10 protein-coding genes are annotated in these 14,698 nt (G+C 37.1%); 5 read left to right on the forward strand and 5 right to left on the reverse strand.

Features of this window, described 5'->3' with window-relative positions:
- Positions 1-2: 2 nt before the first annotated feature.
- The 4 genes from lptC to B091_RS0103510 are packed head-to-tail and all read right to left on the reverse strand — an operon-like array spanning position 3 to position 3,958.
- Positions 3-629, reverse strand: coding sequence for an LPS export ABC transporter periplasmic protein LptC (gene lptC / locus B091_RS0103495; protein ID WP_018108620.1), 627 nt, complete (start codon positions 627-629; stop codon positions 3-5).
- A gap of 4 nt (positions 630-633) precedes the next feature.
- Positions 634-1,956: a tetratricopeptide repeat protein gene (locus B091_RS0103500; protein ID WP_018108621.1), complete on the reverse strand. Its 1,323-nt coding sequence runs from the start codon at positions 1,954-1,956 to the stop codon at positions 634-636.
- Between the two features lie 35 nt (positions 1,957-1,991).
- A complete protein-coding gene (bamG, locus tag B091_RS0103505; RefSeq protein WP_018108622.1) occupies positions 1,992-3,236 on the reverse strand; it encodes a BamG family beta-barrel-assembly machinery protein in 1,245 nt (414 codons plus the stop codon).
- Positions 3,224-3,958: a type III pantothenate kinase gene (locus tag B091_RS0103510; protein ID WP_018108623.1), complete on the reverse strand. Its 735-nt coding sequence runs from the start codon at positions 3,956-3,958 to the stop codon at positions 3,224-3,226. The genes bamG and B091_RS0103510 overlap by 13 nt, the downstream gene beginning before the upstream one ends.
- A gap of 123 nt (positions 3,959-4,081) precedes the next feature.
- Between B091_RS0103510 and B091_RS0103515 the strand changes: the two genes are divergently transcribed.
- The 5 genes from B091_RS0103515 (at position 4,082) to B091_RS0103535 (ending at position 11,889) form a co-directional block, all read left to right on the forward strand.
- Positions 4,082-5,257 carry an Lnb N-terminal periplasmic domain-containing protein gene (locus B091_RS0103515; RefSeq protein WP_018108624.1) on the forward strand — a complete coding sequence of 392 codons (1,176 nt, stop codon included), beginning with the start codon at positions 4,082-4,084 and terminating at the stop codon, positions 5,255-5,257.
- A gap of 2 nt (positions 5,258-5,259) precedes the next feature.
- Positions 5,260-6,828 carry an alkaline phosphatase family protein gene (locus tag B091_RS0103520; protein ID WP_018108625.1) on the forward strand — a complete coding sequence of 523 codons (1,569 nt, stop codon included), beginning with the start codon at positions 5,260-5,262 and terminating at the stop codon, positions 6,826-6,828.
- Positions 6,829-6,945: 117 nt separating this feature from the next.
- On the forward strand, positions 6,946-10,248 hold the full coding sequence (secA, locus tag B091_RS0103525) for a preprotein translocase subunit SecA (RefSeq protein WP_018108626.1): 3,303 nt from the start codon (positions 6,946-6,948) through the stop codon (positions 10,246-10,248).
- A 112-nt stretch (positions 10,249-10,360) separates the two neighbouring features.
- The gene (locus B091_RS0103530) at positions 10,361-11,377 is read left to right on the forward strand and encodes a DUF6340 family protein (RefSeq protein ID WP_155888245.1); all 1,017 of its coding nucleotides are present in this window, start codon (positions 10,361-10,363) and stop codon (positions 11,375-11,377) included.
- 65 nt (positions 11,378-11,442) lie between these two features.
- Positions 11,443-11,889 carry a hypothetical protein gene (locus B091_RS0103535; protein WP_018108628.1) on the forward strand — a complete coding sequence of 149 codons (447 nt, stop codon included), beginning with the start codon at positions 11,443-11,445 and terminating at the stop codon, positions 11,887-11,889.
- Between the two features lie 78 nt (positions 11,890-11,967).
- On the opposite strand, the gene B091_RS0103540 is transcribed toward B091_RS0103535, so the two are convergent.
- Complete coding sequence (locus B091_RS0103540) at positions 11,968-14,688, reverse strand: putative LPS assembly protein LptD (protein WP_025069512.1); 2,721 nt, start codon at positions 14,686-14,688, stop codon at positions 11,968-11,970.
- Positions 14,689-14,698: the final 10 nt, after the last annotated feature.

Raw genomic sequence — 14,698 nt, forward strand, 5'->3', positions numbered from 1 at the left:
CATTATTGTATTGAGTCTGTACGTTTTTCTTGATTATTCATTTCAATATATCCTACCCCTCTTGGTTTACGAATCACATAATTTTGAAGGGTTTGATCAGAGTCAAAACCATAACCATAGAGCGTATTATCATCATCAACAATGGTTATGAAAGCATCTGAATATATTTTTTCAGTAACTTGGTTCCAATATAGCAAATCTGTAGTAAAAGTCACACCCTCTAGGTTGACTATTTTTACATTACTTCGAAGTTCCCAAAGGCGTTGTTTATCGAAATAATAAGCCGTGTCTGCTTCAATATGGGCATCGACTTGCATCAATGTATCAAAGCGTTCGACATAAACACCCTTCTCAAAAGACCAAAAAGGTGGCACCATTTTATCAAAAATCAACCACTCATCTGCAATAATTCGATAACGAATATATCCAGAGTCAGAAACCAGTGAGGTCATCCCCTTAGTATCCATTAAAGCTAATGAATCACGAGAGGTGACTATGGTATCAAATTTCTCTTTTTTACCAGAGCAAGATGTTGGTAATGCCATAAAAAAAAGCATTACAGTAACTCCTAGAGCTACTGTAATGCTTTTAATAAATTTATTTATAGAACAGTTTTTGTTAAAAAACATATCCCTATCTTATTGTTGTTGACTCACCAATCCAACCACCGATAGTAATTGAATCACCTTTTTTATAACCTAGCATAAATAAATCTTGTGCTGAAGGTGTATATTGTGAGTATAATCTGATTAGTTCGTTAGCCTCTGAAGAAACACTTGAATCAACCGATTTTGCACGCTGGAGCTTATCTACAATTAAGAAGTAAGTACATTTATTCAAAATAGGATCATCACTCCAGTTAGGACTAGATGCATAAAGTTTTGCTATCAAGATATAAGCATTACCATAATTTGCATCATAGCTAAGAGCTTTAAGTGCATAGGATCTTGACTGACTTAGACGTTTTGCAGAGAAGAGTACAGTAGCAGATGCATAAGCCTTTTCAGCTTTTTTAGTAGCATCAGCCTCTAATTCTATCGACTCATCAAAGAATTTGATTGCTTCATTGATATCTCCTTTTTTATAAGCTCTAAGTCCACAGCCTACCGCAGCTTCAGCTGTTGGCTCAATTTGGTATGAATAAAAAGCTGCTTGAGCATAAGCTTCTTGATCAGTACATCTCATATTCTTCAATATTTCAAGTACTTTCTTCAAGTATTCAAGATTATCTTTATTCTCTTCAACCTTAGGACCATAAATATTTTGTAAAGATTCACAGTCAGCAGCACCACTATTGATAAACAATGCTGTCAAGTTATCTTTAACACCTTGATAAACTGGCTTATGATTATCTTTAGCAACAGCTAAAGCCTCATCGGCTAGCTGACTAGCCAACAGATAGTCATTTATAAAGGTCTCTTTTAATGAAGGGTCTTGTTGGAGCTTTGTTTCAGACATATTCACAAAGTAAAAGAAAACTGCAGGTTGAGAATTTTCTCTCTCTGCTTCAATCGATTCCTTAGCCCAAGCATAAGCTTGATTCACATCAGGTGTTGGTGCATAAGCTAAATAATCGATAAGCTTTAACCCTAAAGCACCAGCTGGTGTAGGAATATTTGTTACGCCATTTGCATTAAATTGAGGGATAAATTCAATACGTTTATCATGCAAATCCATCAACTCAATAAAATATTGGTCGTACTCAGCAGATCCCTTTTCGTTTGCATCCAGGAATGATGTCAAAATTTTAAATCCGTCTGTAAAAGTATAATAACGAAGTAACGGACAATCCTTAATTACCTCTTTCCAAGGAGCATAAGCATCTTTAAAATTTCCTGCTTTAACAGACTCATGAGAGATACTACTGTTCGATAGACAGTTTTCATCTACCTGAGCAGATACCGCAGAAGTACCCAACAACAGTAATCCAACAGCTAATAGTTTTTTAATCTTCATCTTCTTAAGTTATGTATATTACGATTTTTACTAATTTAAATTTTGCGCTTTACAAACCAACGCTCGTTAAAGATAAGCCCTAAGTTAATGCGAAAATAGTTTTCTTTCAAGAAATGAGCACTTCTATTATTAACTCTTATATATTGAGCAGAGATATTTATTAGAGATTTAATCTTTGGAAGAGATAGCCCAAGACCTGCACTAAATCCATATTCTCGAGCTGCTCTAACGTTATCTATCTTGTAATATGGATCAGAATAATACATACCGATACGGTATTTAATCGTCTGGAGGTAATTACGAGATATTTCATTTGGTACGTATTCTGCACCTAAGGCTATTTTTCGGTAATCTTCTAGAGTACCAGTTTCACCCTCCTGTTTTGCATCACTCCAGTTTTGTTGACTGTAGTCAGCGGCAACAGTTAGCTTATTCTTCCAATTATAAGCAAAACCAAACCCAAAACTTGTAGGCAAATCATACTCTGAGGAGTAATGTTGAACTACCAAAACGTTTTGTTTAGATACAGTTTCGATTTCATTGCTTAGTTTCATTTTGGGTGAGAACACTGCACCAAAAGTTAATTTCTGATTTGTACTCAAAGGATACGAGTATTGTACACCGAAGTCAAGTTTTGCGCCTTTGAAAGAAGTGCTTTTATTCCTTGTTTTATTTCTATCAGATGCTAAGATTGCATTAGGAAAATAAATCGTAGTATTATGATTTACTGTACCCCAAATATAAGACACATTAACACCTAACGAAAGATCTTTTAATGGACGAAAACCAATACCTGCATAGAATTGATGCAACCCACCATCACCCATACGGGTTATTTGATGTATAGCTTCAGCATTTTCAGTTCTATTAACCTCAACCATATTATAACCAACATTACTTATTGGCATTACTCCAGCACTAACAGCCATCCACTTTTTCAAACGAAACTGAAGAGCTAAATAGTCAAGACTAGAGTTTTTTGCATTCACTTTATTGGTACCATCGTTATAGTTACCATTTTGAAGACTAATTCCCCCTTCAAAAAGAAAGGTTAATGAATCCATAGCAGTATAAGATGCAGGGTTAAGCGGATTTATTTGAGAATTATCACGCAGTCCATATGCCACACCACCCATCGCTTTACTTTTACTAAAACTCTGATCAGCTAGCTGGCCTAATCCATAGCGCGTATAGGGAGAGTTTGTGTTATTTTGAGCTATAGTGACTCCCGAGATGAGAGTGAGCACAATAACACATACAATTTTGTTTATTCGTCCCATTTATAATAGTTTAATATTCTGTTTAATCCTTTAATTACAAGAAACCTATCTGCAAATATGCTACTTTTTAACTTCGTATCAAAAGAAAAGTCATTACCACCCGTTAAAAAAACCAAAAGATCGGCATGTTTTGCTTGCATTTCCTGAACATAACCAAGCATTTCGAATTCTATCCCACGCATAACTCCTGCACGGATAGCATCTTCAGTGGTTTGTCCTAAGTCTGTGATTTCACCTTCAGCACTAATCAAGGGTAACTTTCCTGTAAAATGATGTAAAGCGCTGAAACGCATTTTTATGCCTGGCGATATATTACCACCATAAAAACAACCCTCAGCATCAATAAAATCATAGGTGATAGCAGTTCCAGCATCGATAACTAATATGTTTTTATTTGGGAACCTCGTAAATGCACCCACAATAGCAGCAACTCTATCGTATCCTAGTGTTTTGGGAGTTTTATAACCAATTTTGATTGGTAATGGTGTAGTATGATCCAACATCAAGAGTGGAAAAGTAAATGTTTTCAACTTCTGCACAACCTCATCAGTGAGGTCAATAACAGAAGCAACAATGCCTTTCTCAATGGGGTACTTCCTACATATCTCACAAATACAGCCAAGAGATTGATTGGAGTAATATTGTATATCTATGATTGATCCTTCTAGATTAAATACAGCAACTTTCGCCACTGTGTTTCCTATGTCAATAATCAGATTCACTTTATTTTATTTATAGTTGACAAAGATAAGCAAGATTAAATAAACTTGTGAAGTTATTTTAAAGATAATATCAATGTCTGAGTAAATTAAAATCTATCTTTGCCCCAAAGGAAAGCTAAAATTATGAAAAAATATTTTTTTACACTCTTTTTATTTTTCAGTTGTGCACTATCCATAGCCCAAAACAGCAAGTTGGCTCATGACTCAATACGCATAAGCTTAATCACTTGTGCTCCAGGAGAAGATATTTATTCTCTATTTGGACACACAGCAATTCGCGTCACAATTCCTGCCCAAAATTATGATATTGCCTATAATTATGGGATATTTGACTTCAATAGTGAGAATTTCATATGGAGGTTTTCGCTTGGCCAAACAGACTATTTATTAGGTAAATATCCATTTGAGTATTTTATATCTGAATATATAGCTAGTGACAGAGCGGTCTGGGAACAAGAATTAGATCTCTCTTTTGATGAAAAAACAACTCTAGTTAATGACTTGGAAAATAACTATCTTCCAGAAAATAGAATGTATCGCTACAACTTTTTATATGACAACTGCGCCACTCGCCCACTCAACAAAGTAAACAATATAAAATCAGGTTCAATTGAACTTATCGAAACAGACAAGAACCTCTATTCTTTTCGTGATTTAATCCATCGTTACACCAAAGAGCACCCTTGGAGTGAGTTTGGTATGGATCTCTGTTTAGGAAGTAAGGCCGATATGATAGTAGGCGTAAAAGAAAAAATATTTGTACCTATTGAACTCATGCAAGCCATTGACGGAGCCAATTCAGAATCTGGAATAATTACCAAACCAATAGTAAACTTATACCAACCCGACGACACGGACACTGCTAAAGACTCTATTTGGGATATAATTACTCCAATAAGACTTTTCACAACTTTGGCTTTAGTTTTAGCGATAATTTGTTACATTGAGTATCAACGAGGAAATATATTCTGGGGAATAGATGCTATACTTTTCCCAATTTATGGAGTTGCAGGATGCATATTAGCTTTTCTAAGCTTTTTCTCAGAACATCCAACCGTAAGTCCGAACTACATTTTATTTTTATTTCATCCTTTTCATCTTATATTTGCACCGTATATCATTCGCGGAGAGATAAAACGAACCAAAATCTGGTATCACTACGTTAACGGAATGGTATTAACGCTTTTTTTAGTGTTTTTACCACTAATTCCTCAAAACTTTAATTTTGCCGTTGTACCTTTGGCAATATGTTTGCTACTACGTTCTGCAACATACATCTTAATTGAGAGAAAAAACTAATTATGAGAGGACTCATTACATCTATTTTAACTGCAATAGCAATAACAAGCCTTCAAGCCCAAGTGGCGCAAACGAACAGGCCTAAAGTTATTGTGGGCTTAAACGTAGATCAGTTGAGTACCGAACTTATTGAGGCCTACTGGAATTTATACAGTGAGGAAGGATTCAAAAAGTTATGGCGAGAAGGACTTGTCTATACTGACACCGAGTTTTCGCTTGTAAACAGGGATCGATCTAACACCACGGCTACACTAAACACAGGTGCAACACCATCTGTGCATGGGATTATTGGCAATGAGTGGCTTGATTTATCGGTAATGCAACCAAGGTCTTGCGTTTTTGACCCAAACTTTATGGGTAATAATACTCCACTAAGTTCTTCTGCAACAAACCTACTAAGCTCAACAATTACTGATGAGCTAAAGTTGTCAACACAAGGCAGAGCTTTAGTCTACTCTATTGCTCCATTTGCAGACATGGCGATTTTATCAGCAGGACATGCTGCGGATGCAGCATTGTGGTTTAACCAAGAAACAGGAGAATGGGCTGGTTCAACTTATTATTCAGAATTCCCTTGGTGGGTAAATAAACATAACGAACAAAACCCCATATACTACAGACTCAATAACATTGAGTGGACTCCAAGCCTAGAAACAGAACAATATAATATTTCATCCAACGGAAAAAAGAAAGCTTTCAGACATAGTCTAACCAATTCGGGACAGAACATGTATTCCAAAGTGGTTAACAGCCCTATTATTAATGACGAGGTTACGATATTGGCAAAAGAACTTTTTGAAAGTTCTGGGGTTGCTGAAGATGATATAACCGACTTTATACAATTAAATTTCTACGCAGGAAATGAGCTTGGCACCAACGAGGGTTATTCACTAGAGCTACAAGACACTTACCTACGTCTAGATAAAAACATAGCCGAACTCCTTCATACTGTTGATAAGAAAGTAGGATTAAAGAATGCTATTTTTTATCTGACCTCGACGGGATATACTCAAGGACACTCGGGATCTCAACTCAAAGAGCATAAAATTCCAACTGGAGAGTTCTATTTAAATAGATGTACGGCTCTATTAAATATGTATTTAATGGCCACTTATGGTGAAGGTCAGTATGTTGAAGGTTATTATGATCTTCAAATTTATCTAAATCACCAACTTCTCGAAGAGAAAACACTAAGCTTAACTGAAGTACAAGAAAAGTCTGCCGAATTTCTCTCACAGTTTAGTGGAGTCAATGAGGTATATTACTCTACTGAGCTACTTTTAGGCTCATGGAACCCCTACAAAGAGGTTGAGCGTAATAGCTATCATAAAAAAAGATCTGGTGACCTAAGTATAGAGGTATTACCAGGGTGGGAAATTATCGAAAATGATAAGGTTCAGAGAACTGTTAACTATTCAGCTATTATGTCACCTACAATTTTTCTTGGTGCTCCATTTAAAGCTGAAGTCATTGATACCCCAATCAATGCCGAAGCAATAGCTCCTACTATTGCAAAATCAATTCGCATTAGAGCCCCCAACGGTTCTAAAGCTAAGACTGCCTTCAAATAAAGACCTTCTTTAAGGAGAATTTGGACAGGCAATCTATTCAGTCAGCATTTAACTTTGTATCTTACAAAGTTGAGATTCAACAAAATATATTACAAAACAAATAATCAACAATTATACATGGGATTTACTAATTTATTAGGTAAGCTTTTTGGTAATAAGTCTGCTCGAGACATGAAGGAAATCAAACCTTGGGTAGAAAAAATCAAAGAGGCTTATCCAGAGATCGAAAAGCTTGACAACGATGGCTTAAGAAACAAAACAAAAGAGCTTCAACTCTTTATAAAGGACAAAGCTAAAGAACAACAAGCAAAAGTTGATGAGCTTAAAGCATCTGTTGAAAACACTCCTATCGAAAAGAGAGAACATATTTTCACTCAAATTGATAAGCTAGATAAAGAGATTCTTGATATCTACGAAGAAGCTTTAGACGAGGTTTTACCTGTTGCATTCTCTATAGTAAAAGAGACTGCTCGCCGTTTTAAAGAAAACGAAGAGATTGAAGTAACTGCGACAGAGTTTGATAAAAATCTTGCTGCTGAAAAAGACTTCGTAACCATTCAGGGTGATAAAGCAATATTCAAAAATCACTGGCAAGCTGGTGGTAATGACGTAGTATGGGACATGGTTCACTACGATGTGCAGCTCTTTGGTGGAGTTGTCCTCCATAAAGGTAAGATTGCTGAGATGGCTACTGGTGAGGGTAAAACCTTGGTAGCAACTCTCCCTGTTTTCTTAAATGCCCTAACAGGAAATGGTGTTCACGTAGTAACGGTAAATGACTACTTAGCAAAGCGTGACTCCGAATGGATGGGACCTATTTATATGTTCCATGGACTTTCGATTGACTGTATTGACAGACACCAGCCTAACTCTGAAGCTCGCCGAAGAGCTTACATGGCAGACATTACTTATGGTACCAACAATGAGTTTGGTTTTGACTACCTAAGAGATAACATGGCTCGAACTCCTCAAGATCTTGTACAAAGACAACACAACTACGGTATAGTCGATGAGGTGGACTCTGTACTTATTGACGAAGCAAGAACTCCGTTGATTATTTCGGGTCCAGTACCAAAAGGCGATGAACAGCTTTTTGACCAACTTAAACCACTAGTAGAACGTCTTGTTGAAGCACAAAGAAAACTTGCAACCAACTATCTAGCTGAAGCAAAAAAACTCATAGCTTCGGACGATTCTAAGGAACAAGAAGAGGGATATATTGCCTTGTTTAGAAGCCATAAAGCAATGCCTAAGAATAAGGCTTTGATTAAGTTCTTAAGTGAACCAGGTAGCAAAACAGCAATGCTTCGCACGGAGGAAATGTTTATGGAACAAAATAACAAAAGAATGCACGAGGCTACAGACCCCTTATTCTTTGTTATAGACGAAAAACAAAATAGCGTTGACCTAACAGATAAAGGAATTGATCTGATTACTGGTGGTTCTGACGACCCAACTCTTTTCGTTCTTCCAGACATTGCAGCAGAACTTTCGGAATTAGAAAGCCTAGAGGGTCTTACTGAAGAAGAAATACTGATCAAGAAAGATGAAATAATGAACAATTATGCCATCAAGTCTGAACGTGTTCATACAATTAACCAGCTTTTAAAAGCCTATACCATGTTCGAAAAGGACGATCAGTATATCGTTGTTGACGGCAAGGTTAAAATTGTAGATGAGCAACTGGGTCGTGTAATGGAAGGTCGTAGATATTCTGACGGTTTACACCAAGCTATCGAAGCCAAAGAAGGTGTTAAAATTGAAGCAGCAACACAAACTTTCGCATCGGTTACACTACAGAACTATTTCCGTATGTATCACAAATTAGCGGGTATGACGGGTACTGCTGAGACTGAAGCAGGAGAGTTTTGGGATATTTACAAACTCGATGTGGTCGTGATTCCAACCAATAGAGGTATTTCACGCCACGATAAAAACGATAGAGTTTATAAGACTCAAAGAGAAAAATACAAAGCTGTTATTGAAGAGATTGAGCAATTGGTAGAACAGGGACGCCCAGTTCTTGTGGGTACAACTGCAGTTGATATCTCTGAAATGCTTAGCCGAATGCTAACCATGAGAAATATTCCTCATAATGTTTTGAATGCTAAACTTCACCAAAGAGAAGCCGAAATTGTAGCACAGGCAGGACAAAAAGGTACCGTAACTATTGCTACTAACATGGCTGGTCGTGGTACGGATATCAAACTTTCTCAAGAGGTTAAAGACCTAGGAGGTCTAGCTATTATTGGTACCGAACGCCACGAGTCACGACGCGTTGATAGACAGCTACGTGGACGTGCAGGACGTCAAGGTGACCCAGGTTCTTCAATATTCTTCCTTTCACTTGAAGACAACTTGATGCGTTTATCGCTTCCAGAACGTGTAACCAAAATGATGGATACATTGGGCTTCAAAGAGGGCGAAATGATTGAGCACAAGATGTTGTCACGTTCTATTGAGAAAGCTCAAAAGAAAGTAGAAGAGAATCACTTTGGATCTCGTAAATACCTTCTTGAGTATGATGATGTTATGAATAAACAACGTACTGTAATTTACACAAAGCGTAGACATGCGCTAATGGGTGAACGTATCGGTATGGATATTGTAAACATGATTTGGGATAGATGCGCTGTTATTGTTGAAGATAATCTTGGCGATTACGAAAACTGCAAGCTTGAAATGTTAAGAGTTTTGGCTATGGATTGTCCTTTTACAGCCGAAGACTATAACAACACTACCAATGTAAATAAGCTAGTAGATCAAACGTTTGAAAAAGCCATTGAGAAATTCAAAGAAAAATCTGCAACTATTGCTAAGATAGCTAACCCTGTAATCAAACAGGTTTACGAAGCGCACGCAGCAATGTATGAGAATATACTCATCCCAATTACCGATGGTAAACGCATCTACAACATCTCTTGTAGCTTAGAAAAAGCCTATAACACAGAATGTAAAGCTGTAGTTGAAGCTTTTGAAAAATCAATTCTACTTCACTTCATTGACGAAGCTTGGATGGAAAACCTAAGAGAGCTTGATGAACTAAGACAATCTGTTCGTAATGCTAGCTATGAGCAAAAAGACCCACTCTTGATTTACAAACTTGAATCGGTTAAACTCTTCGATTATATGGTCGATAAGATTAACGATAAAACAATTTCAGTATTGATGAGAGGTCAAGTGCCAATTCAGGATCCAGCTCAAGTTCAAGAAGCTGCTCCCGAAAAACAACAAAAGGTCAATTACAGAGAAGAGAAACAAGACCTCTCTAACCCAGGCATGTCAAATGCTGCTCAACGCGACACGCGCGAAGAGCAAAAGCCTGAGCCTTATGTTGCACCTCAAAAGATTGGTAGAAATGATCCCTGCCCCTGTGGTAGTGGAAAGAAGTTCAAGCAATGCCATGGCAAAAACGCATAGTTAAGTAACTATTAAATATGAAAGGAGTAATCAACAAATGATTACTCCTTTTTGTTAATATAAATAAGTAATTATAATTATTTTAGCCCTTAATACAAATGGTAACTGATTTATGAAAAAGTCGCTATTCCACATTATCGTCCCGATGTTGCTTATCACGAGCCTTTCGGGATGTGCTACAAGTCAACAGATCACAAGTATTGACTATTTAGAACCTGGCAAAATAATATTTCCAGAACGAATAGAGCACGTTGCAGTACTCAATAACTCCCCAATCGAAGACGAAACTCTAAGTTCAAATGTACTAAAATATGCCAATACAAAGCGAGCTGATATCTTCAGTAGCTTCGTAGACGAGCTTGCACAAACTGGCTACTATGATCAAATTACCATTGCAGACAGCAAGTGGAAGGATCCTCTTGGAGGAAAGATTGATGTGAGCAGATTTAAAGAGATGGAAGAGGCCATAAAGCCCGATTTCATTATCAGTTTAGGGGTTCTAAATCCTAAAGATTTAGATATTCAAGTTGAAACTGATGAGTTTATAGCAAATTCATTAATTGTAGTACAACCCATATTCCAGCTATACAATTCCAAAACAAAGAAAAGTGTATTTTATCAACCCAAGGATACTATTGACCTATTCGATGCTCTACTTTTAAGAGCTCTTGGATCGCAGTATGCTGAACAAGAAACAAGCAACCAAAAGGAGCTAGAAGGAGGAAGCATAATAGGGAAACAACTGACCACACATTTCGCACCACATTGGAAAACTGTGGAACGTGTAGTGTTTACAGACTACCCGTTATTCTCTAAAAGTGCAAAAAATATTGAGGAAAATAATTTAGATGAAGCCATAGCCCAGAACGAATTGATCTATACAAATAACAAAAAGCCTATTAACCAAATCAAAGCAGCCAATAATATAGCTTACTTATACGAACTAAAAGATCAGCTTAACACAGCTTATGCGTGGAGTAATATTGCACTAGATCTTGCTAAGGATTTGTATGCAAAGCAACCACAAAGTCTTATCTTTTCTTATGTGCAGTCTTACAACACGACACTAAAAAAAAGGATAGAGGCTATGAATATATTAAACCAACAACTTAGTAAGTTTGAATATTAATTTGCTCAATTGGCATATATTATTGTTTTGTTTTTTAACTTTGGATAAAATTAAATTAGTTTATTATGAATTTATCAGTAGCTTCTATCGATGCCATCAAGTTATCTATAAAAAAGGCTATCAAAGAACTCAGACAAAAGGCTGATCAACCCTTAGTTACGGACATCTACCTACAACCTGATACCGATTCGGGAGCACTTGCAATCCTAGATGATAACGATGAGGTACTTGCTAAAGCAAACATTCAAGAATGGACTGACCTTAATGAAGAGGATTTTTATGCCGATTCAGCTACCCAGCTAAGAAATATTTTGCAACAACTACAAAATGATAATGCATTCGAGCATCTAGACATACTCAAACCCTATTCATTCTTACTTATTGATGATGATACTGAGATCGTAGAAGACTTGCTACTGATTGATGACGACTTATTAATTGTAAACTCAGAGCTTCTGAAAGGATTAGACGATGAGTTGGACGGATTCTTAAAGCATCTACTAGAAGACTAAATAGAGCAAATATTATATAACAAAAAGAGCATATCAGATGATATGCTCTTTTTATTTATTTATAAATCTGTAGCCTAATTAGTACCACTGAATATTACTTTGAGTTTGGCTTCGTTGATCCCATTTAAGATCTTGTAGCATGCTCGCATTTGCACGGATAGTAAAATTATAATACTTCCAAACACCAAATGGAGAGAAGCTAGCAGACATATTGAAACAGTGTAGGTCACGAGAAATCGTACAAGAAGTTTGTGTAATTTTCTTAGCATCGAAATCATAACCTGTATTGAAATTGAAAGACCACTTATTAGTTAGTCTCAAGTTTCCTGAAGCATTGATATTTTGAGTAAATCTATAAGGATACCTCATTGTTTTATCATTAATCTTTGCCTGTCTATCCTCACGAATATTGAAAGAGTAGTTTACGTTAACCGACCAAGGCATATTGAATGCTTGGTAACCATCACGGCCTACAGCAGCTTTAGTTTTTTTCTTCTTCGTTATTGCACTCTTACGCCCTGTTTCTTCACTTACTCCTTCTGCTTCGGCAGCATTATCATCAGGGCCAGGCTCTTCAACCTCATCTTTGCCAAACCATTTTTTCCAACTGTTATTATCGAAAGTATAGCTAAACGAAGTACCCCAACCTTGGAATCGACCGAAACGACCATAAGACCATTCGGTTCTATCACCTACACGAACATTACCACGCTCATCAAATTCATATGCATAGGTAGCAAAAGAGGTGTTCATATTTAGTGTGTAACTCTTAGATAGCTTCAAACGCATACGGAAAGAAAGGTCACTCCAAGGGCGCTTCTCAGCCGCAGTATTATAAGACAAGCTACCACCCAATTCATCAATGATGCTCACCTTACGAATTGAGTCGTTTTTATCTCTAAACTTCATCTCGATATTATTCGAAAGGTCGAAACTAATATTTCCTTGACGCCCTCTTCCGGGAACACCAAATGCCTGACCATCGTAAGGAGAATAGTATTGTTCGTTTCCGTTATTATCAATATAGGTTTCATAATATCCATAACGAGAGCTACCAAAGTCTGGCGCAGCACTAAAACTTACTTGAGGAGTAATAACGTGACGAATATCAATCTCTTTTTTCTTCATGAATAAAGGACGATATCGACCATACATCTTTGTGCTTAACCCTAAGCTAGCATTGTAGTTGTAAACACGATTAAAACCATAAACAGTATCCACAGGAAGCAACCTACCTGTTGTTTGGTCATACTCTTTATTAACCTTACGGGTGTACCAACGCTCTGTATAGTTGAACGAAGGTGTAATATTTAAGTATTTGAAAAGAGTAAAAGTTGCACTAACTGGAATATTGTGATTTATTGCATTCATCCAGTCTTTTTGGAAGTCCGACTTAAAGATCATATCGTCTTTGGTCTTCAAGGTATTGGTCAGACGACCCGTATAGCTTAATGATATCTTTTCATACCAACGTTCTTCGCCTACAGCTTGCTTACGTTTAAAGGGAAATAAACGACTTAAACTAACGTTTAAATCAGGTAACGTAATGGCAACCGAGGAGTCACGCGTTGTTTGAGCAATATTAAAAGTACTCGATAGAGTCAGACGTTTTTCGGGGAACGAACGCGTGTAACTCACACTCGAAGTCTTTGTATTCTGAGTTAGTAGCTGAGAGTTGTATAAGTTATTGATATTCGAACGCTCATAACTACTTGTTGCAAAGTTTACACTCGCAGAAAATGTACTGTTTGGACTAGCCTTAGGATCTTGACGGTGCGACCAAACAACCTTAAAGTCTTTGGCAACCATATAATCGTCTAGGCCTTTATCACCAGTTTTAGTAGTTTGATAATCGGCCATAAAAGAGCCCGAAAATCTGTATCTTTTATTATAGTTCGTTTCAGCACGAAGAGCCCAAGTACCTTTTGTGAAGATATCTCCTGTTAGTTTTAAATCCATTCGATCGCTAATAGCAAAATAGTAACCACCATCAGTCAAACCAAAGCCTCGGCTATAATCATCCATATAGGAGGGAAGAATAAAACCAGACGAATAACTACTAGAGAAAGGGAAGAAAAAGAAAGGTACAGCTATGGGCAAAGGCACATCTTCAACAACAAGATAAGCCGGACCAGTCACTACGTTTTTATTGGGACGCACTTTAGCACGTGTAAGTTGCATATAGAAGTGAGGATGATCGTGATGGTCACAAGTGGTGTAGCGTCCATTTTGCATAAAGAACTCGTCTCCATCTCCTTTCTTAGCCTCGTAGCTGGTCACGTAACCCTCTCCTTGCTGAGTAACAATATTATTAATAAAGCCTTTTTGAGTTGCAAAGTTATAGCGGATACCTTTCGTATCGTAACTCATATCACCATCTTTAAAGACAGTGTTCGCCTGTACTCCTAGTGAGTCAACAACACCACGGGCAAAGACATTACTACTGTCTAAGTTCATCGTGATAATATCGGCATCAAGTTCTATGTTTTCGTAATTTACCTTACCATTACCAAAGAGGTGGGCCAGTCCACCCATTTCATAAATAATAGAGTCGGACGACTCAAATATGACGGGAGCATCGATAGGATCTTTTTTCTTGGGTGTAGCCAAAGAGTCAGCCGACAACGAATCTGTTTGAGTCGTATCAGCAACCAAGGTATCACTAACGAGTTTATCCTTAGCATTAACATTTGGATTCACATTACTCTCCTTTTTACCTTGAGCCATTAAAAATAAAGGCAAACAAAGAAACAGAAGTGCAAATGCGAAGATCAAGTAATGGGCTTTTAATGGCTTCATTGGCCTACAA

The sequence above is a fragment of the Bacteroides propionicifaciens DSM 19291 = JCM 14649 genome (genome assembly GCF_000375405.1).
Lineage (GTDB): Bacteria > Bacteroidota > Bacteroidia > Bacteroidales > Bacteroidaceae > Bacteroides_E > Bacteroides_E propionicifaciens.